General features: G+C 73.6%; 17 protein-coding genes. 8 read left to right on the top strand and 9 right to left on the bottom strand.

Features of this window, described 5'->3' with window-relative positions:
* Positions 1 to 155 precede the first annotated feature (155 nt).
* The gene (locus tag ACZ6ZI_RS00335; RefSeq protein ID WP_469513857.1) at positions 156 to 1,553 is read left to right on the top strand and encodes an MFS transporter; all 1,398 of its coding nucleotides are present in this window, start codon (positions 156 to 158) and stop codon (positions 1,551 to 1,553) included.
* Positions 1,554 to 1,592: 39 nt separating this feature from the next.
* On the opposite strand, the gene ACZ6ZI_RS00340 is transcribed toward ACZ6ZI_RS00335, so the two are convergent.
* The 4 genes from ACZ6ZI_RS00340 to uvrB all read right to left on the bottom strand — a co-directional run bounded on the left by ACZ6ZI_RS00340 (position 1,593) and on the right by uvrB (position 7,761).
* A complete protein-coding gene (locus ACZ6ZI_RS00340) occupies positions 1,593 to 2,600 on the bottom strand; it encodes a TerC family protein (RefSeq protein ID WP_469513860.1) in 1,008 nt (335 codons plus the stop codon).
* Positions 2,601 to 2,850: 250 nt separating this feature from the next.
* Positions 2,851 to 4,848: a TerD family protein gene (locus ACZ6ZI_RS00345; RefSeq protein ID WP_469513863.1), complete on the bottom strand. Its 1,998-nt coding sequence runs from the start codon at positions 4,846 to 4,848 to the stop codon at positions 2,851 to 2,853.
* Positions 4,849 to 4,929: 81 nt separating this feature from the next.
* Positions 4,930 to 5,508 (bottom strand): TerD family protein, encoded by a 579-nt coding sequence (locus ACZ6ZI_RS00350; RefSeq protein ID WP_469513866.1) that lies wholly within the window; start codon positions 5,506 to 5,508, stop codon positions 4,930 to 4,932.
* Between the two features lie 87 nt (positions 5,509 to 5,595).
* On the bottom strand, positions 5,596 to 7,761 hold the full coding sequence (gene uvrB / locus ACZ6ZI_RS00355; RefSeq protein WP_469513868.1) for an excinuclease ABC subunit UvrB: 2,166 nt from the start codon (positions 7,759 to 7,761) through the stop codon (positions 5,596 to 5,598).
* 200 nt (positions 7,762 to 7,961) lie between these two features.
* Here uvrB and ACZ6ZI_RS00360 point away from each other — a divergent pair, with 200 nt between their 5' ends.
* From ACZ6ZI_RS00360 to ACZ6ZI_RS00370, 3 genes are all read left to right on the top strand, one after another.
* Positions 7,962 to 8,885 carry a glycerophosphodiester phosphodiesterase gene (locus ACZ6ZI_RS00360; RefSeq protein WP_469513871.1) on the top strand — a complete coding sequence of 308 codons (924 nt, stop codon included), beginning with the start codon at positions 7,962 to 7,964 and terminating at the stop codon, positions 8,883 to 8,885.
* Between the two features lie 52 nt (positions 8,886 to 8,937).
* A complete protein-coding gene (locus ACZ6ZI_RS00365) occupies positions 8,938 to 9,501 on the top strand; it encodes a methylated-DNA--[protein]-cysteine S-methyltransferase (RefSeq protein ID WP_363055737.1) in 564 nt (187 codons plus the stop codon).
* Between the two features lie 154 nt (positions 9,502 to 9,655).
* Positions 9,656 to 10,972: an MFS transporter gene (locus tag ACZ6ZI_RS00370; RefSeq protein ID WP_469513875.1), complete on the top strand. Its 1,317-nt coding sequence runs from the start codon at positions 9,656 to 9,658 to the stop codon at positions 10,970 to 10,972.
* A 15-nt stretch (positions 10,973 to 10,987) separates the two neighbouring features.
* Here the strand turns inward: ACZ6ZI_RS00370 and ACZ6ZI_RS00375 are convergent, their stop codons facing one another.
* Positions 10,988 to 11,368 carry a cupin domain-containing protein gene (locus ACZ6ZI_RS00375; RefSeq protein WP_363055739.1) on the bottom strand — a complete coding sequence of 127 codons (381 nt, stop codon included), beginning with the start codon at positions 11,366 to 11,368 and terminating at the stop codon, positions 10,988 to 10,990.
* A 73-nt stretch (positions 11,369 to 11,441) separates the two neighbouring features.
* Entirely contained in the window at positions 11,442 to 12,227 is a 786-nt protein-coding gene (locus tag ACZ6ZI_RS00380) for a class I SAM-dependent methyltransferase (protein ID WP_363055740.1), read from the bottom strand.
* An 82-nt stretch (positions 12,228 to 12,309) separates the two neighbouring features.
* Here ACZ6ZI_RS00380 and ACZ6ZI_RS00385 point away from each other — a divergent pair, with 82 nt between their 5' ends.
* A complete protein-coding gene (locus ACZ6ZI_RS00385; protein WP_469513880.1) occupies positions 12,310 to 13,242 on the top strand; it encodes a pseudouridine-5'-phosphate glycosidase in 933 nt (310 codons plus the stop codon).
* A complete protein-coding gene (locus ACZ6ZI_RS00390) occupies positions 13,239 to 14,255 on the top strand; it encodes a carbohydrate kinase family protein (protein ID WP_469513883.1) in 1,017 nt (338 codons plus the stop codon). Before ACZ6ZI_RS00385 ends, ACZ6ZI_RS00390 begins: the two co-directional genes overlap by 4 nt.
* Before the next feature lie 54 nt (positions 14,256 to 14,309).
* Here ACZ6ZI_RS00390 and ACZ6ZI_RS00395 read toward each other — a convergent pair whose 3' ends face one another.
* A complete protein-coding gene (locus tag ACZ6ZI_RS00395) occupies positions 14,310 to 14,912 on the bottom strand; it encodes a nucleoside/nucleotide kinase family protein (RefSeq protein WP_469515733.1) in 603 nt (200 codons plus the stop codon).
* Positions 14,913 to 15,034: 122 nt separating this feature from the next.
* Here ACZ6ZI_RS00395 and ACZ6ZI_RS00400 point away from each other — a divergent pair, with 122 nt between their 5' ends.
* Positions 15,035 to 16,480 carry a WGR domain-containing protein gene (locus ACZ6ZI_RS00400; protein ID WP_363055743.1) on the top strand — a complete coding sequence of 482 codons (1,446 nt, stop codon included), beginning with the start codon at positions 15,035 to 15,037 and terminating at the stop codon, positions 16,478 to 16,480.
* A gap of 115 nt (positions 16,481 to 16,595) precedes the next feature.
* Here the strand turns inward: ACZ6ZI_RS00400 and ACZ6ZI_RS00405 are convergent, their stop codons facing one another.
* Entirely contained in the window at positions 16,596 to 16,964 is a 369-nt protein-coding gene (locus ACZ6ZI_RS00405) for a cupin domain-containing protein (protein WP_363055744.1), read from the bottom strand.
* A gap of 138 nt (positions 16,965 to 17,102) precedes the next feature.
* Between ACZ6ZI_RS00405 and ACZ6ZI_RS00410 the strand changes: the two genes are divergently transcribed.
* Positions 17,103 to 17,786 (top strand): DUF2293 domain-containing protein, encoded by a 684-nt coding sequence (locus ACZ6ZI_RS00410; protein WP_469513886.1) that lies wholly within the window; start codon positions 17,103 to 17,105, stop codon positions 17,784 to 17,786.
* A 42-nt stretch (positions 17,787 to 17,828) separates the two neighbouring features.
* Here ACZ6ZI_RS00410 and ACZ6ZI_RS00415 read toward each other — a convergent pair whose 3' ends face one another.
* Positions 17,829 to 18,542, bottom strand: a complete 714-nt coding sequence (locus tag ACZ6ZI_RS00415; protein WP_469513890.1) for a chaplin — start codon at positions 18,540 to 18,542, stop codon at positions 17,829 to 17,831.
* Between the last annotated feature and the right edge of the window lie 36 nt (positions 18,543 to 18,578).

An 18,578-nucleotide genomic window follows, 5' to 3' on the forward strand; every position in this document is an offset into this window, starting at 1 on the left:
GCCTGACGTCCGAGACGTCCCGACGTCCGGCTGTCCCGACGTCCCGACGTCCCGACGTCCCGACGTCCGTCAACATCGCGGGGTCATGCACTCCTTCCGGTCGATACGGACCGAACGCATGTCCTGGGGGTGCGGGTTGGGGTAGTTGCTGCACCATGCGACAGCACCCCTCCCCTCCCCCGACCCGCCCCGTCCCGATGCCGCGGCTCGCCTCGGCCGCCCTCGCCGGCACCGCCATCGAGTTCTACGACTTCTTCGTCTACGGCACGGCCGCGGCCCTGGTCCTCGGGCCGCTCTTCTTCCCGTCCTTCTCGCCGCTCGCCGGCACCCTCGCCGCCTTCGCCACCTTCGGCGTCGGCTTCCTGGCCCGCCCCCTGGGCTCGGTCGTCTTCGGGCACATCGGCGACCGCTACGGGCGCCGGCCCGTGCTGCTCGGCTCGCTGCTGCTCACCGGCCTGGCCACGGTGGCCGTCGGCTGCGTGCCCTCGTACGCCTCGATCGGCGTCGCCGCGCCCGTCCTGCTGCTCCTGCTGCGCTTCCTCCAGGGGCTCGGCCTCGGCGGGGAGTGGGGCGGGGCCGTGCTGCTGACCGCCGAGCACGCCCCCGAGGGGCGGCGCGGACTGTGGTCGAGCTTTCCGCAGATGGGCCCGGCGGTGGGGTTCCTGCTGGCCAACGGCCTGATGCTGACGCTGTCCGGCACGTTGAGCGACGAGCGGTTCGCCGCCTGGGGCTGGCGGCTGCCGTTCTGGTTCGCCGGTCTGCTGGCGCTGGCCGGGCTGTGGCTGCGCCGCTCGGTGGAGGAGACGCCGGAGTTCCGGCGGCTGGAGGAGACCGGCCGGCGGGCCGAGGCACCGCTCTCCGAGGTCGTCCGCGGCCACTGGCGGCTGCTCCTGCTGACCGGGGGCGCCATGGCCGTCGGGTACGCCGTCTTCTACGCGGTCACCACCTGGGCCCTCGCCTACGCCACCGCCCACCTGGGCGTCGCGCCCACCACGATGCTGGCCTGCGTGATGGTGGCGGTCCTGGTCAAGGGGGTCGCGACCCCGCTGCCGGCGGTGCTCGGCGACCGCTGGGGACGCCGCCCCCTGTGCCTGGCCGGCTGCGCCGCCTGCGTGGTGTGGATGTTCCCCTTCGTGGCCCTGCTGCGCACCGGGGACCCGCTGCTGATCGTCGTGGGCTGCACGGTGGCGCTGCTGGCGATGGTGACGATGTTCGCGGTGGTGGGGGCGTACCTGCCCGAGCTGTACGCCCCGCGCGTACGGTGCACGGGCGCGGCCGTCGGCTACAACCTGGGCGGGGTGCTGGGCGGGGCGCTGACCCCGATCGTGGCGACGGCGCTGGCGGACGGGTCGGGGCCGCCGTGGGGGGTCGCGGTGTACCTGACGGTGATCGCGCTGGTCAGCCTGGGCTGCTTCGCGCTGCTGCCGGAGACCCGGCCGGCGCGCGCGGGCACCCGGGGCACGGGCCCGGGAGCCGACGCGGGCGCGGACACGCAGGCGGCGGCGGACGCGGACGCGAAGGCGGGGGCGGCCGAAGCGGCCGCCCCCGCGTAGCCCCGGGGCCCCGCGGGGCCCCGGGTGTCGTCTCGAACGTCAGGCGTCGACGCTGCGCGTCTCGTCGGTGTCGGTCACGGTGCCGGTGGCGGCGGCCTCGGCCGCCGCCTGCTTCTTCGAGGCGATCAGGCTGGTGATCGTGGTGATCACCAGCACGCCGCAGATGACGCCCAGCGAGACCGGGATGGAGATCTGCGGGACGTGCAGCCCCGACTCGTGCAGAGCGTGCAGCACCAGCTTGACGCCGATGAAGCCGAGGATGACGGACAGGCCGTAGCTGAGGTGGACCAGCTTCTTGAGCAGGCCGCCGATGAGGAAGTACAGCTGGCGCAGACCCATCAGGGCGAAGGCGTTGGCGGTGAAGACGATGTACGGGTCCTGGGTGAGGCCGAAGATCGCGGGGATCGAGTCCAGGGCGAACAGGACGTCCGTGGTGCCGATGGCGAGCATGACCACCATGAGGGGGGTCATGATGCGCTTGCCGTTGTTCCGGATGAACAGCTTGGTGCCGTGGTAGCGGTCGGCGACGCCGAACTTCTTCTCGATGGACTTGAGGAGACGGTTCTCCTCGAACTCCTCCTCGTCCTCGTCCTTGCGGGCTTCCTGGATCAGCTTCCACGCGGTGTAGATCAGGAACGCGCCGAAGATGTAGAAGACCCACGAGAAGGTGGTGATGATCGCGGCGCCGGCCGCGATGAACACGGCCCTCAGGACCAGGGCGATCAGCACGCCCACGAGCAGCACGCGCTGTTGGAGGTGCGAGGGCACCGAGAACTTCGCCATGATCAGGACGAAGACGAAGAGGTTGTCCACGCTCAGGGACTTCTCGGTGATGAACCCGGCGAAGAACTCCTGGGAGGCCTGGCCGTTGCCGAAGAAGAGCAGGCCGAGCCCGAAGAGCACGGCGAGCGCGATCCAGACGACGGTCCAGATGCCCGCCTCCTTGATGGAGACGTCGTGCGGTTTGCGGCCGATGAAGAAATCGGCGCCGATGAGAAGGCACAGACCCGCGATGGTCAGCACCCAAAGGTTCAACGAAACGTCCACTACTTCCACGCCTCCGGCAGATGGCTCAGCACATCGTCAGCTACATCGCTGCCGGAGGTCTCTTCCACCCGGGCGACCTGGAGGTCGTGGGCCGACGCCCCGGGACCGACTTCGGGCAGTATCGCCCAATGGGTCCGTATTGACGGGTACGCCGTAGCAGGAAAGCAGGAATACTCCCCTCCGCGGGCACCAGGTTACCCGCCGAGGAGGGGAAAGGTAAAGAGAAGACCAAGAACGGGTCAGCGGTGGGTCATCGGCCTCCGCGCCGGGCTGCCGCGACACGGTGCAGCGCCTGCTCCAGGACCAGGCTCTCGCGCGGCGGGAGGTCGGGCGTGAAGGTCCAGGCGTGCTGCACCCAGGGGTCGGCGAGGTGGTTGTCCGGGACCGGCGACAGGCGCAGCAGCGACCGCCACAGCGGGTCGAGCAGCGGCCCGTACGCCGAGGCCTCGTCACGGTCCGCGACCATCAGCAGGTGCACGCCGACCGCGGGGCCCTCGTCGGCCAGATAGCGCAGGCGGGTGACGGACCGGTCGTCGAAGCCGTGCGGGAAGTCGTGGACGATCAGCAGCTGCTCGGCCCGGTCCACGTCGGCGGGCAGCTCCTCGGGGGCGCCGGCGCGCAACGCCATCTGTACGAGATCCACGCGACGGGTCAGCGTCTCCAGGGTCCCGGCGACCCCGGCGGCGCCCGTGGCGGGCGGCGCGGCCAGCACCCCGGCCCCGACCAGCGGGGCGAGGGAGGCGGCTCCCGCCCCGGCGGCGTCGATGACGTGCACCGAAAAGCGGTCGGCGGGGTGGACGGCCAGCAGCCGCGCGGCGTGCGCGACGGCCATGTCCATCGCGGCCCGCCGCAGCCGGTCGCTGTCCATGGCCATGGCGGCCTCGGAACCGGTGCGACCGTTGTCGATCCACAGGCCGCGCTCCAGCGGGAGCCGCATCAGCATGGGGATCCGCAGGTCGGGCCGCTCGGGCAGGGTCAGGTCGCCCAGGCGCAGCGCCAGCGGGCCCTCCTCGGGCTCGCCGGCACGAGCGTGCCAGACGGGGTTGTCCCAGCGGGCGTACGCCGCCGGCAGGGCGGGCTCGACGACCTCGCACTCGGCGGTCAGCTGGACGAGGTCGCGGTCCAGGACGGCCCGCGCCCGGTCCACCAGTTCCTCGCGACGGGCCCGGGCGGTGTCACGGGCGGCGTCGCCCGAGCCGCCCAGCCGGTGGCGGGGGTCGGACAGGGCTTCGTCGAGTTCGCGTTCGAGACGGTTGTCGGCGAACTCGACGGCGCCGCGGTAGGCGGCGACGGTGCGGGCCAGGTCCTCGAACATGCCCCAGACCTGGTTGTAGAGCCGCTCGTCCATGGACCAGCCACTGGCGTCGCCGGCGACGGGCCGGGCGTGCTCCCCGGGGGCCGCGGGCGGCGCGGGGCGCGGGCCCGGTTCGGGGGGCTCGGCGCTGGTGCGGCGGCGGCGCGGGTGGGCGTAGTCGATGGTGGGCGGGCCCCCGTCGGCCGGCGCGTTGCCGCCGAGGGTGTCCGCGGCCGGCGGGGTGGCGGGCGCCGGTCCGGGCGTGCCCGGGTACGGGACCCCGGAGACCGGGATCGGGTCCGCCGGAGGGGTCGGGGTCGCGGCGGGCGGGGCGTCGACCGGGGCGCGCAGACCGCGCGGGACGGTGGGCGCGGCAGGGGTGGGCAGAGCGGCCAGGGTGATGTCGCCGCCCGGTACGAGGCCCAGGGCCGCGGACGCGAGCTCGGCGGCCCGGGGCGCGGCGAGCCCGCCGTCGGTGAGCAGCGCGCCCAGCCCGTCGGCGTACCCCTGGCCGACGGCCCGTACCTTCCAGGAGCCCTGGCGGCGGTAGAGCTCCAGGGCCACGACGGCCGTCTCGGGGTCGAGGTCGGTGAGGGTGAAGCCGGCGAACTCGGCGCCGTCCTCGCCGGCGACCGCGACGTACGGGGCGGGTACCGCGCCGAAGCGCGGCGCCCCGCCGGGCGGCAGGACGAGGTGCACGCCCACGCGGTGGACGTCCGGCTCGACGGCGTCGAGGTCGACGGCCACGCTGTGCCGCTCGCCGGGCAGCGCGGGCACCAGCAGCCCGGGCAGGGCCGGGGACCCGGGGTGGGCCAGGACGGCGGGGCCGGCGAACCGGCCCTGCTCGTCCGCCAGCGTGGCCACGGCGAGCACGGCCGTGCCCGCCGAGACCCTGATCTCCACCCGACTGTGGGACACGGGGTGGTTCTGCCCCCGGACCAGTTCGGCCGTCATCGTGCAGCCCCTCCCCGTGCCTTCTTCTCTTGTCGCCGCGCGCCGTGTGCGATGTACCGGTGTGCCGTGTGCCGCGGGCTCTTACAGGTGCGGCAGGATCGCCGGCATCAGGTCCTGGAAGGTCTTGCCGTTGGCGGCCGTGCCCAGGGCCGTCATCTTCCAGCCGGCGCCCTCGCGGGACACCTTCGCCATGATCTGCGCCGTGTACTGGCCGCCGCCGTCGAGGGTGTAGCGGGCCAACTCCTGGCCGTTGGTCTCGTCGACGATGCGGCAGAAGGCGTTCTGCACCTCCTGGAAGGTCTGGCCGGTGAACGAGTTCACCGTGAAGACGATCTGGTCGATGTGGACCGGGACGCGCTGGAGGTCGACGAGGATGGCCTCGTCGTCCCCACCCTGGCCGACGCCGCCGACCAGGTTGTCGCCGGTGTGCCGCACCGAGCCGTCGTCGCTCTGCAGGTGGCGGAAGAACACCACGTCCACGGGCTGCTTGTCGGCGAACAGCACCGCCGACGCGTCCAGGTCGATCTCCCGGGTCCGCGAGCCGAACAGGCCACGGCGCTTGGCCGCCTGCCAGCCCAGGCCCATCCGGACCGCGGTCAGTGTGCCGCCGTCAGCCTTCTGCAGACTGATGGCCTGACCCTTGGTCATGTTGACCGTCACGCGGTGTCCCCTCTCCATGGCCCGCCCCCGATGTGGGCGCGCAGCGTGTTCCTGCGGCTGGATCCAACCCTACTGACCGGCTCCCGGTCAGGCGAGGCCCGCTTCCTTCATCTGTCGCAGCTCCTTCTTCAGCTCGCCCACCTCGTCCCGGATCCGGGCGGCGACCTCGAATTGCAGCTCGGCCGCCGCGCCCCGCATCCGTTCCGTCATCTGCTCGATGAGCGCGGCCAGTTCGGCGGCGGGCCGGTCGGTGGGCACCGCGCCCGCCGCCTCCCCCTTCGTCCCCTTCGCACCCTTGGCGGCCTTGGCCGGCGCGCCGGCCTTGCCCGCGGCGAGGCCGAGGGCGGGCACCGGGCTCTTGGCGCCCTTGCCGTCCTTGGCCTGCCGGTATCCGGTCCCGAGCAGTTCCTCGGTGTCCAGTTCCTCGCGGGCGAGGGTGGCGACGATGTCGTTGATCTTCTTGCGCAGCGGCTGCGGGTCGATGCCGTTGGCCGTGTTGTAGGCGACCTGCTTCTCGCGGCGCCGGTTGGTCTCGTCGATGGCCTTCTCCATCGCCGGCGTCATCCGGTCCGCGTACATGTGGACCTGGCCGGACACGTTGCGCGCGGCGCGGCCGATGGTCTGGATCAGGGAGGTCCCCGAGCGCAGGAAGCCCTCCTTGTCGGCGTCCAGGATCGCGACGAGGGAGACCTCGGGCAGGTCGAGGCCCTCGCGCAGCAGGTTGATGCCGACGAGGACGTCGTACTCGCCGGCGCGCAGCTCGCGCAGCAGCTCGATGCGGCGCAGGGTGTCCACGTCGCTGTGCAGGTAGCGGACCTGGATGCCGAGCTCCAGGAAGTAGTCGGTGAGGTCCTCGGCCATCTTCTTGGTGAGGGTGGTGACGAGGACCCGCTCGTCCTTCTCCACGCGCTGCCTGATCTCGTGCACCAGGTCGTCGATCTGGCCCTCGGTGGGCTTGACGACGACCTCCGGGTCGACGAGGCCGGTGGGGCGGATGATCTGCTCGACGAATCCGTCGGAGCGGGAGAGCTCGTACTGGCCGGGGGTGGCCGACAGGTAGACGGTCTGGCCGATCCGCTCCTGGAACTCCTCCCACTTCAGCGGGCGGTTGTCGAGGGCGGACGGCAGGCGGAAACCGTGGTCGACCAGGGTCCGCTTGCGCGAGGCGTCGCCCTCGTACATCGCGCCGATCTGCGGCACCGTCACGTGCGACTCGTCGATGACGAGGAGGAAGTCCTCGGGGAAGTAGTCGATGAGGGTGTTGGGCGCGGAGCCCCGCTCGCGGCCGTCCATGTGGAGGGAGTAGTTCTCGATGCCGGAGCAGGAGCCGATCTGGCGCATCATCTCCAGGTCGTAGGTGGTGCGCATGCGCAGCCGCTGGGCCTCCAGCATCTTGCCCTGCTTCTCCAGCTCCGCGAGGCGCGCGGCGAGCTCGGTCTCGATGCCGGCGACCGCCTTCTCCATGCGCTCGGGGCCGGCGACGTAGTGGCTGGCGGGGAAGACGTAGAGCTCGCGGTCCTCGCTGATGACCTCGCCGGTGAGCGGGTGCAGCGTGGACAGGGCCTCGATCTCGTCGCCGAACATCTCGATGCGGACGGCCAGTTCCTCGTAGACCGGGAAGATCTCGATGGTGTCGCCGCGCACCCGGAAGGTGCCCCGGGTGAAGGCCACGTCGTTGCGCGTGTACTGGATGTCGACGAAGCGGCGCAGCAGGGCGTCCCGGTCCATCTCCTCGCCGACCTTGAGCGGCACCATCCGGTCGACGTACTCCTGCGGGGTGCCGAGGCCGTAGATGCAGGACACGGAGGCGACCACGACGACGTCACGGCGGGTCAGCAGGGAGTTCGTCGCGGAGTGCCGCAACCGCTCGACCTCCTCGTTGATCGAGGAGTCCTTCTCGATGTAGGTGTCCGACTGCGGTACGTACGCCTCGGGCTGGTAGTAGTCGTAGTACGAGACGAAGTACTCGACGGCGTTGTTCGGCAGGAGCTCGCGGAACTCGTTCGCCAGCTGGGCGGCGAGGGTCTTGTTCGGCGCCATCACCAGGGTGGGGCGCTGGAGCTTCTCGATCATCCAGGCCGTCGTGGCCGACTTGCCGGTGCCGGTGGCGCCGAGCAGGACGACGTCCTTCTCCCCCGCGTTCACGCGCTTCTCCAGCTCGGCGATGGCCGCCGGCTGGTCGCCGCTGGGCTGGTAGGGGCTGACGACCTCGAAAGGCGCCACCGTTCGTTCGATCTTCGATACGGGCCGCATGGGTCCACCGTACGACCCCCCACCGACAGCGGGCACGGTCTGGTCCGTTTGTCGTAGTTCGGTGGCGGCGCGGTGATCTTCAGCCCCATGATCGCCGTGACGCGGCCCGCGCCGGTACACATCGGGCGTATCGCCGCAACGTCAGGCGCTCCCCACCCGTTTGAGGCAGAAGCAGGGCTCACGACCCGAGGAGAACGCACATGTACGTCGTCCGACCCGCCGCCGCGGCAGCCGCCGCCTTCCTGGGCCTCACCCTCACCGTGCTGGGCGCGGCGGCCGCGACCGCCTCGACCGCCCCCGGGCCCGCCGCGCCCGCGACGGGCGCCCGGGGCGCCGGTGTGCTGGGGCCCGTCGTCTACGCCCACCGGGGGGCCTCCGCGTACGCCCCCGAAAACACCCTCGAAGCCGTCGACCGGGCGATGTGGCTCGGCTTCGAGTGGGTCGAGAACGACGTGCAGCGGACCAGGGACGGGGAACTCGTGGTCATCCACGACGACACCCTGACCCGCACCACCGACGTCGAGCAGGTGTTTCCCGACCGCAAGCCCTGGCGGGTCAAGGACTTCACCGCCGAGGAGATCTCCCGACTGGACGCGGGCGCCTGGTTCGGCGACGGCCGGTACGCGGGCGCGCGGGTGCCGACGCTGCGGGAGTACATGGAGCGGGTGGGGCACAACCGGCAGAAGCTGCTGCTGGAGATCAAGAAGCCGGAGCTGTACCCCGGGATCGAGCGGCAGACCCTGGACCTGCTGGAGGACATGGGCTGGCTCGACGCGCGGCACGTCGAGGGCCGGCTGGTCGTGCAGAGCTTCAGCGCCGACTCCGTGCGCATCGTGCACCGGCTGCGGCCCGACCTGGTGACGGCCTTCCTCGGCACGCCGACCGTGGCCGAACTGCCCCGCTACGCGGAGTTCACCGACCGCATCAACCCGTGGCACACCACGATCTCCGCGGACTGGGTCGCGGCGGTGCACGGACTGCTCGGGGCGCACGGGAAGGCCATGGAGGTGGACACCTGGATCGTGGACGACGCGGCCACCGCGCGGAAGGTCCAGGCGATGGGCGTCGACGGGATCATCACGAACGCCCCGGACGTCGTGCGCGGGGCCGTGGGCGGCTACTAGAGGGTCGCGCCCGCCGGCGCGGGGTGTCGGCGCGGCGCACTACCGTGGTCGTGTGGACACCAGCGAGCGGCCGCGCGGGCCGCACCTCGAATGGACCGTCGTGCCGAGCGACATCGGTCCCCTCCTCCTGGCCGCGACCCCCGAGGGGCTGGTGCGGGTGGAGTTCCACGCCGGACCGGAGCGCGTCGAGGCGCTGATCGGCGCGCTGGTCTCCCGGCTCGGCGCCGACGCCCGGCGGCCGGCGCCCGGCGAGGAGGTGCTCCTCGCCGAGCCGGTGCGGCAGCTCGCGGCGTACTTCGCGGGCACCCTGCGACGGTTCGACCTGCCCCTCGACTGGCGCCTCAGCTCCGGCTTCAACCGCCAGGTGTTGCGGGAGCTGGACCGCTCGGTGCCCTACGGATCGGTCGTCGGCTACGGAGAGCTGGCCGCCCGGGTCGGCCAACCCGGCGCGGCCCAGGCCGTGGGCAACGCGATGGGCTCGAACCCGCTGCCGCTGGTCGTGGCCTGTCACCGGGTCGTGGAGAACGACGGCGGGATCGGCGGCTTCGGCGGCGGCGTGGAGACCAAGCGGGTCCTGCTCGCCCTGGAGGGGGTCCTGCCGCAGCCCCTCTTCTGACCGGCCGGCCTCACCGCCGCCCGGCCACCGGCTCGGGGGGCGGGCGGGCTCGATATGCGGTTTCCCCTGTTCGCAGGGGGTGGGACACTGCGCCTGTGACCAGTCCCAGCGCCTCAGACCCCGCCGCAGACCCGTCCGCCTTCCCGTGCCCGGGGTGTCGACGGTGACCGCCGCCCACGACGCCTCCACCGCGGCGGCCGCCGCGGTGACCGAGGCGGAGCTGCCCCGGCTCAGACGACGCATATCCGGCGTGCTGATAGCGAGCCAGATGCTGGGCAGCCTCGGCGTACCGATCAGCATCGCCCTGGCCCCCGTCCTGGCCACCGAGATCAGCGGCACCGAATCCCTGTCCGGCTTGGCCTCCACGGCCGCCGTGATCGGCACGGCCCTGTTCTCGCTCCCGCTGGCCGCCCTGATGACCGCGCGCGGGCGCCGCCCCGGGCTGGTCCTCGCCTACGCCATCGCCACCGCCGGCGCGGCCCTGGTCGTCCTGTCCGCCGTGGTCGAAAGCTTCCCCCTGCTGATGCTCGGCATGGCCGCCTTCGGCGCCGCCTCCTCGGCCAACCTCCAGGCCCGCTTCGCGGCCGCCGACCTCGCGGCGCCCGACCGACGGGCCCGCGCCATCTCGGTGGTCGTCTGGGCCTCGACCATCGGCGCGGTCCTCGGCCCCAACCTGTCCGCCCCGGCCAGTGCCTCCTTCGCGGGCACCGCGATACCCGAGACGGCGGGACCCTTCGTCTGGGCGGGCGGCGTCTTCCTGGTCACCGGCGTGCTGGTCGCCGTGCTCCTGCGCCCCGACCCGCTGCTGACGGCCCGGGCGCTGGCCACGCCCGGCGACACCGCCCCGCCGGGCCACTCCCTGCGCGCCGGGCTGGCCGCCGTGAAGGCCTCCCCACGGGCCCGGCTCGCGCTGGTCGCCGTCGCCGTGTCCCACACCACCATGGTCTCGATCATGGTGATGACCCCGGTCGACCTGGGCCACCACGGCGCGGACCTGAGCCTCGTGGGACTCGTGATCAGCATCCACATCGCCGGGATGTTCGCCTTCTCGCCCGTCATGGGCTGGCTCGCCGACCGGCTGGGCCGACTCTCCGTGATCGGCCTCTCGGCCGGGCTGCTGTCGCTGGCCGCGCTGCTCGCCGGCACCGCGAACGGCAGCCACGCCCAAACCACGGCCGGACTGTTCCTGCTCGGTCTCGGCTGGTCCGCCGGTCTGGTCGCCGGTTCGGCGCTGCTGACCGACTCGGTGCCGCAACCCGTACGGGCCGCCGTACAGGGCCTGAGCGACCTGACGATGAACACGACGGCCGCGATCGGCGGGGCGGCGTCCGGCCTGATCATGGCCTACGCGGGCTACGGCTGGCTCAACGCGATCGGGGCGGCGCTGATCCTGCCGATGGCCGCGCTGGCCCTGTTCACGGCCCGTCGGCGCGCGGCGCCCGCGCCGACCGGACCGGACGCGGACGCCTGAGGCGGACGGCGGGGCTCAGCCGTTGATGTGGTAGGCCTTGCGGAGGGTCTCGTGGACCGTCCAGGTCGTCTTGTCGCCCTCCCGCAGGACGCAGGCCGAGCCCGGGCCCACCTCCAGCGTCGCGCCGCCCTCGACCTCGATGGTGGCCCGTCCGCTGACGACGACGAACAGCTCGTCGGCCTCGGTGTCGGTGACCACCCCGGGGGTGATCTGCCAGATGCCCCGGACCTGCGAGCCGTCCTCGGACTCCCACAGCACCCTGCCCGTCACGACGGGGTCGCCGGAGACGATCTGCCCGGGGTCGAGTTCCTCCCGTTCCAACTCCTCGTCCGGGAAGTCGGACACCGAGACGGCGAACGAGGCGGGCGCGGCGGGGGTGCGGTCACTGGTGCTCATGGCGCGTGAGCCTAGTGCGGACCTCCCGGACCCCGGGGTGATCAGATCGTCCAGCGTGGGCGTGGCGGACGCGTCACTCCGTCGAGCGGGGGCGCGGCAGCGGCCGGCGGGCCCCGAGGAGGGGCTGGTGGAAGCCGGTGGCGGAGGTCGGGTGCCACACCGGTTCGCCGAAGCCGGACTGCCGGACGAACTGGGCGGTCTCCGCCTCGGACAGCGCCCAGTAGGTGGTGGTCGAGGTGCACGGGGCCCAGGTGGCGCCCGTCGGCAGCAACTGGAACAGCTCGACGTCGTACCGCTCCCCGTCGTCGTGCCAGTGCCACAGCTGGAAGGTGATGGTCCGCCCGTCGGGCCCGATGCGCACGCGCGGCGCCTCGCTGGCGGGCCGGGTGCGGCGCAGTTCGCCGTACGGCCGCGTCGAGAGCAGCAGCAGGCCGCCGGGGCGCAGCACCCGCCGGGATTCGGCCAGGGCCGCGCGCACGTCCTCGGCGGTGAGCAGGTGCGGGAGGGCGTTGTCGGCGCAGACGACGGCGTCGAAGGAGGCGTCCGGGAAGGGCAGGGCGCGCATGTCGGCGGCGGCGATCGACACGTCGAGTCCGCGGTCGGCGGCCTCGGTGACGGCGCGGGCCCCGGCGACCGCGCTGAGGTCGGTACCGGTGACCCGGTGGCCCAGGCGGGCCAGGCCCAGTGCCTGGGTGCCGATGCCGCAGGCGCTGTCCAGGACCCTGTGCGGGCCGGGGCCCAGGGCTCGGGTGAGGAGGGTGTCGAGGGCCCGGCCCTGCCGGTCGATGCTCGCGTCCCAGTCCGCGTACAGGAGGTCGTAGCGGGCGGCGAGTTCGTCGTAGAAAACGCGCGTGTTCATGGGGGCACGCTACTCGGACAGGTTCGCGCCGGGGCGGCAGCGGCGCGTTTGGCGGCGCGAATCCCGTGCCATGGATGGGGACATGCCACAGCACAGAGCACACCCGGTCCCGGTCCTGTCGGACGAGGTACGCGAGGCGCTGGCCGCGAACCGGCCCGTCGTCGCGCTGGAGTCGACGATCATCACGCACGGACTGCCGCGCCCGCGCAATCTGGAGGTGGGCCTGGAGCTGGAGGCCATGGTCCGGGCGGAGGGAGCCGTTCCGGCCACGATCGCGGTCCTGGACGGGGTGGCGTACGCGGGTCTCGACAAGTCCCGTCTGGAGCGGATCGCCGCAGGTGAAGGCGTACGCAAGCTCGGCCATCGGGATCTGGCGCCGGCTTTGGCCACCGGGGCGAGCGGGGCGACGACGGTGTCCGCGACGGCCTTCCTCGCCGCGCGCGCCGGGTTGCGGGTCTTCGCGACGGGCGGGCTGGGCGGCGTCCACCGGGAGTGGACCAGCTCCCAGGACGAGTCGGCCGACCTCGCGTTGCTCGCGCGGACCCGGATCACGCTGGTGTGCGCGGGGGTGAAGTCGATCCTGGACGTTCCGGCCACGCTCCAGCGCCTGGAAACCCTGGGTGTAGGGATCCTGGGCTACGGGACGGACCGCTTCCCCGGGTTCTACCTGGCCGACTCGGGCCACCCGGTGGACTGGACGGTGCGCGGGCCGGCCGAGGTCGCCGAGGTGATGGCCGCCCAGGACGCCCTGGGCGGGCCGGAGTCGGCCCTGGTCGTGGCCAATCCGGTGGCCGAGGAACGGCAGTTGGACCGGGAGCTGCACGACCGGGTGCTGGCCGAGGCCCTCGACCGGTGTCGGGAGCGGGGGATCACCGGGCAGGCGGTGACCCCGTTCCTGCTGGACCACCTGGTCACCGCCACCGGCGGCGCCTCGCTGGAGGCGAACCTGGCGGCGGTACGGGGCAACGTGCGGCTCGGGGCCCTGATCGCGGGGGCCTGGACGGCCCGCGCATGAGCGGCGCGGGGGCGGCGGCCACGGGCGGTACGGACGCCACGGACGCCACGGGCGGCGGCGTCGGAAGCGGAAGCGGAAGCGGCGGAAGCGGCACGGGCGGCGGCGGGGAGGTCGGCGCCCCGCCCGGCGCGCTGCTGGTGGTCGGCGACGTGGTGACGGACGTGGTGGCGGTGCACCCCCGCCCCCTGGCCCCGGCCACCGACACCCTCGCCCGCATCCGCACGCTGCCGGGCGGCGCGGGCGCCAACGCCGCCTGCTGGGCGGCCCGTACGGGCGCGGCCGAGGTGCGCCTCCTCGCCCGCGTGGGCTCCGAGTCGGCCCGGTGGCACGAGCGGGCCCTGGTCGACGCGGGGGTCCGGCCGCGGCTGGTCGTGGATCCGGCGGAGCCGACCGGCACGGTGGTGGCGTTGGTCGACGGCGACGCGGAGCGGACCTTCCTGACCGACAGCGGGGCCTCGCTGCGGCTGTGTCCGGCCGACTGGGTGCCCGCCCTGCTGGACGGCGCCGCGCACCTGCACCTGTCGGGCTACCTCTTCTTCGCCGACACCAGCCGAGAGTTGGCGCTGGTGGCGCTGCGGGCCGCCCGGACGCGAGGGGTGCCGGTGAGCGTGGACCCGGCGTCGGCGGGGTTCCTGGCGGCGCTGGGCCCCGAGCGGTTCCTGGGCTTCGTGGCGGGGACCCAGGTGCTCCTGCCGAACGAGGACGAGGCGCGGCTGCTGGCCGGGCTGCCGGGACCCGGCGGGGTGGTACGGGCGGCGGTGGCGCTCAGCCGTCGGGTGCCGCTCGTGGTGGTCACCCGGGGCACCGGCGGGGCTCTCGTCGCCGAGCACGGCCGGATCACCGCCGAGGTGGACGCCGAGCCCGTCGAGGCGGTGGACACCACGGGCGCCGGGGACGCCTTCACCGGCGGCTTCCTCGCGGCCCGACTGGCGGGGGCCGGCGCGGCGGAGGCGGCCCGCGCCGGTTGTCGGGCGGCGGCCGACGCCGTGGCCCACCTGGGCGGACGCCCCTGACCCCCGCCGGGGCGGGGACGCGCCGACTCCCGCGCACCCCCGTCCCGGCGAGGGTCATCCGGCGCCGGACCAGGCGGGGCGCGCCGGGTCGTCCGCCCTGACCAGGACGTCCGCCGACCGCTCGGGATCGACCTCCCGCGCGTAGCGGGCGAACGCCTCCAGCGTCCACCGCTCCGGCTCCGGGGTGCGCCGCGCCAGCGCCCCGGGCGACAGGCCGATGTGCACGCTGAGGTCGAAGGGGAACCACTGCCCCAGCAGCAGCGGCCCGTGCACGATCAGCGCGCCGCCGGGCGGGAGTTCGACGTAGGGGCTGCGGGTGGCCCGGTCCCGTACGGGGTCCCACAGGTCGGGCAGCACCCGCCCGTCGCCGCCCGGGTCCGTCGGGCCGAACACCTCGCGCCACAGCGCGCCCGTGTCGTACCAGCCCGCCAGGTACTGGTCCACGTCCCGGCGCCCGAACTCGAAGCGCAACGACGCCGGCCGCAGGAATCCCTCGACCGGGACGACCACCACCGAGCGGCCTCGTGCCCGGAGTTCGTCGGCGAGCCGGCCCGCGAGCACGTCGGTGCCGGCGGCGGGGGCCCCGTCGATGCCCACCCGCCACCACGGGGCCGCCCCGGCCTCCCGCCCCGCCCGTTCGGCGAGCCGCTCGGCCATCCCCTGCCAGGTGATCGGTTCGAACTTGTCCACCGGCCCATTGTCAGTGCCCGCCCGTACGTTCTTCGCAAGGGATCACCGGCGTCACGGAGTCGTCGGCCCGACCACGGGAGGGGTCTGTCATGGCTCGGGAAACGACGTACCTGGAGCTCTCGCAGGACGGCGGCGGGGCGCACAAGTTCTACGAGGTGACCGTCGACGGCACCTCGGTGACCGTCCGCTACGGTCGCATCGGCGCCGACGGCCAGCTCCAGACCTCGTCGTTCCCCACGGTGGACAAGGCCCGCGCGGCCGCCGCGAAGAAGGTCGGCGAGAAGGTCCGCAAGGGCTACGCTCCGGCGATCCAGGGCGTGCGCGCCGCCCGCGCGGTGACCCGCCGCCAGGTGACCTCGGCCCCCTCGACCGCCCGCTCGGTGGCCCCGGTCCTGTGGCGGTTCCGCACCGGCTCCGCCGCGTTCGGCATCCACGTCGACGAGGACCGCTGCTGGGTCGGCAACCAGGCCGGCGACGTCTACACGGTGAGCCACACCGGCGAGGTGCTGGCCCGCTACTCGCTGCCGGACGGCGTGAAGTGCCTGGTGGCGGACGAGTTCTGGATCTACGCGGGGTGTGACGACGGCACCGTGTACGACCTGTCGTCGAAGGTGCCCTTCGGGGCGTACGGGATCGCCGCGGACGTGGACATCTACTGGCTCGACATCCACGAGGGCGTGCTGAACGTCTCGGACGCGGGCGGCGGTCTGACCGTCATCGACCACGAGGACGAGCACCAGTGGTCGCGCAGGTCCGCGGGCACCGGCGCGTGGATGGTCCGCGCCGACGAGGACGCGGTCTACCACGGCCACAGCGGCGGCGTCACCGCCTACGCGGCCGACGGCACCCGCGAGTTGTGGCACACCCGCACGCCCGGTTCGGTGCTGTTCGGCTGGCAGGAGGAGCACGCCGTCTACGCGGGCACCTCGCGCAACACCGTGCAGCGCCTGTCGAAGGCGACCGGCGCGGTGGAGGCCACGTACCCGTGCGACGCGTCGGTGTACTCGTGCGCCACCTCGCCCGACGGGCGCCACGTGTTCGCGGGTGACTCCTCGTCCTCGGTGTACTGCTTCGACGCGGACGGCCGACGGCTGTGGAAGCTCGGCACCGGCGGCGGTTCGGCGCTGTCGATGCAGTACCTGGACGAGCGGCTCTACCTGGTCACCACCGACGGTTCACTGGTGTGCGTCGACGCGAGCGAGGCGGCCATCGCGGCGGCGCAGCAGGGGTCGGTCCCGACGGTCGTGGACGTGAAGTCCGCGGCGGCGCTGCCGGTGTTCACCCCGGCGGCCTCGGCCGCGGCGGTGGCGACGGTGTCCGTGGCGGCGGTCCCGGCCGGCGGCGTGGTCGTGGAGTGCGTCCAGCAGGGCGGGCGGATGCGGGTGCGGGTCGTGTCGGACGGCTTCGAGTCCTCCTGGAAGGTGCAGTTCCCGCGCGGCATCCGGGAGCCGGGCGCGCGGTACGTGGTCGACGGTCTGCACGCCGCTTCCGGCGGCTTCTACCGGGTGCGCGGGGAGATCCGCCGCCTGGTCTGACGGTCCGGTCCTGCCGCCCGTGGTGGACGGGGGTCTCCGCGGGCGGGAGGACCGGACCGGTGCGGGCCGCGCGCCGGCCGTCCCGGCGAGGGTCGCGGCCGGGGCCGGCGCCCGATCAGCGCCGGTGGCCCGGGCAGCCGCAGGGGTGTGCCCCGCGCGGCGGTGGCGCCGGGACGGCGAAGGGGGCGTCCTCGGCGAGGTCGCAGGTGACGAGCAGGACGATCGGATCGGTGCCGATGTTGCGGCCGAGGTGGACGTGGTCGGTGCCGGCGGGCTCGACGAAGGTGTCGCCCACCCGGTGCACCTCGACGCCGCCGTCGGCCAGGATCCGGGTCAGCACCCCCGAGGTGACGACGGCCATGAGCGGCACCCGGTGGTAGTGCCATCCGGTGCAGCCGCCGGGCTCTATGACGATCTCCCGACCCATGAGGTCGGAGGGGGCCGTCTCCCCCGGCCGTCGTGCCGTCGCCTGCCGTCCGCCCATGTGCCCTCCCCCATGGGCCCACCGGGCCCATCCGGCTCACGGTAGGAGGACGACACGAGGTTCAGGAAGCTTTGATGAAAGGCCGACAACCTGTCCGGACAAGGTGATATAAGCATCGGCCGGCGGTATCACCACCCTATGAGCCTCGTCGTCTTCGAGTCGCGCAAGCAGATCCACTGCGCCGAGTGCAGGCAGGGCCCGCTCCGGCATCTGGTACGCGAAGCGGGCGTGCCGCGCTGCCTGGACTGCGCCGACCTCGGCCATCTCGTCTACCTGCCGCGCGGTGACGCGGCGCTCACCCGCAGGGCCCGCGAGGCCGGTTCGCTCTCCGCGGTCGTGGTGCGCCTCAACAAGCGTCGGCACCGCTACGAACGCCTGGGGCTGTTGGTCGAGGAGGCCGCGCTGGCCCACGCCGAACGCTCCTGCCTGGCGGACGCCGAGGCGCGGGCCCGCCGCCGGGAACGCGACCGGCGGCGGCGGGCCGCCGAGGACGTGCGCTTCACGGCCGCCTTCGCCGCCGAGATCCTGCGGCTGTTCCCCGGATGTCCTCCCGACCGCGCTCGGGACATCGCCGCGCACGCGTCGGTGCGCGGCAGCGGTCGGGTCGGACGTACGGCGGCCGGTCGGGCCCTCGACGAGCAGGCGGTGTCCGTGGCGGTGCGGGCGGCCGTGCGGCACCTCGACACCGAGTACGACGCCCTGCTGATGGCCGGGGTGCCCCGCTTCACGGCCCGGGCCCGGCTGGCACCGCTGATCGACGCCGTCCTGGACGGGTGGCGCGCCGCGCCGGCCCGGGAATCCGGGGCGAGGGAATCCGCGTGAAGGCGCGAACCCGGCCCGGCCAAGGCCCCGTTCGGGGTCGGGCTACGCCTGGCTCGCGCGGAAGCGGCGGTAGAGCAGGGCGCCGCCGAGGAGCAGCGCGCCGCCGCCGGGCAGCAGGTAGCCGACGCCCTCGGCGCCGGTGTGGGCGAGCGCCGAGGTGTGCGGCTTCTGCCCGGCCTGCGGCTGCTCCGGCTGCTGCGGCGCCGGCGGGGTGACGGGGCGCGGGGCGACGGGCGGCAGGGTCGGCTTCGGCGGCTGGACCGGCTTGCCGCCGGTGGGGGTCTCGCCGTTGACGGAGGTGTTGCCGACGGAGGGGTTCCCGATGCCGACGACGTTCACCGAGTTCCCGCTGACGTTCACGGGGAGGTCGATGGGCAGTTGGATGCCGTTGCCGGACAGCAGTCCGGGGGAATCCTTTCCGCTTCCGACGGCCACCGCTCCCCCGCCCGCCGTGCCGCCGGCGTTCGAGGAGGCGGAGGAGGGATGCGCGTGGGCCGGGCCCGACCCGGTATGGCCGCCATGCCCGCCGCCCGAGGCGTTCGTACAGCGGTTGCCCGCCGCGGGGTTGAGGAGCCCCACCACGTTGACGGTGTTGCCGCAGACGTTCACCGGGGTGTTCACGGGCAGCTGCACCAGGTTCCCGGAGAGCAGCCCCGGGGAGCGCTCGGCCCGCCCGCCCGCCTCCGCGTCGGCGTGCGCGAGGGCACCCACCCCCGCGACCGCCAGTCCACCGCCCGCGACCATCGCCGCGATCAAGCCATTCCGACGACTGTGACGCATCAGGATTTCCTG

The sequence above is a fragment of the Streptomyces sp. NPDC103540 genome, assembly GCF_055584445.1.

Bases quoted from the DNA above. Each gene is read 5' to 3' on its own strand.
- ACZ6ZI_RS00335 (WP_469513857.1), top strand. From the start codon at position 156: ATGCGACAGCACCCCTCCCCTCCCCCGACCCGCCCCGTCCCGATGCCG.
- ACZ6ZI_RS00345 (WP_469513863.1), bottom strand. From the start codon at position 4,848: ATGACGGCCGAACTGGTCCGGGGGCAGAACCACCCCGTGTCCCACAGT.
- uvrB (WP_469513868.1), bottom strand. From the start codon at position 7,761: ATGCGGCCCGTATCGAAGATCGAACGAACGGTGGCGCCTTTCGAGGTC.
- ACZ6ZI_RS00360 (WP_469513871.1), top strand. From the start codon at position 7,962: ATGTACGTCGTCCGACCCGCCGCCGCGGCAGCCGCCGCCTTCCTGGGC.
- ACZ6ZI_RS00375 (WP_363055739.1), bottom strand. From the start codon at position 11,368: ATGAGCACCAGTGACCGCACCCCCGCCGCGCCCGCCTCGTTCGCCGTC.
- ACZ6ZI_RS00380 (WP_363055740.1), bottom strand. From the start codon at position 12,227: ATGAACACGCGCGTTTTCTACGACGAACTCGCCGCCCGCTACGACCTC.
- ACZ6ZI_RS00385 (WP_469513880.1), top strand. From the start codon at position 12,310: ATGCCACAGCACAGAGCACACCCGGTCCCGGTCCTGTCGGACGAGGTA.
- ACZ6ZI_RS00390 (WP_469513883.1), top strand. From the start codon at position 13,239: ATGAGCGGCGCGGGGGCGGCGGCCACGGGCGGTACGGACGCCACGGAC.
- ACZ6ZI_RS00395 (WP_469515733.1), bottom strand. From the start codon at position 14,912: ATGGCCGAGCGGCTCGCCGAACGGGCGGGGCGGGAGGCCGGGGCGGCC.
- ACZ6ZI_RS00400 (WP_363055743.1), top strand. From the start codon at position 15,035: ATGGCTCGGGAAACGACGTACCTGGAGCTCTCGCAGGACGGCGGCGGG.
- ACZ6ZI_RS00405 (WP_363055744.1), bottom strand. From the start codon at position 16,964: ATGGGCGGACGGCAGGCGACGGCACGACGGCCGGGGGAGACGGCCCCC.
- ACZ6ZI_RS00410 (WP_469513886.1), top strand. From the start codon at position 17,103: ATGAGCCTCGTCGTCTTCGAGTCGCGCAAGCAGATCCACTGCGCCGAG.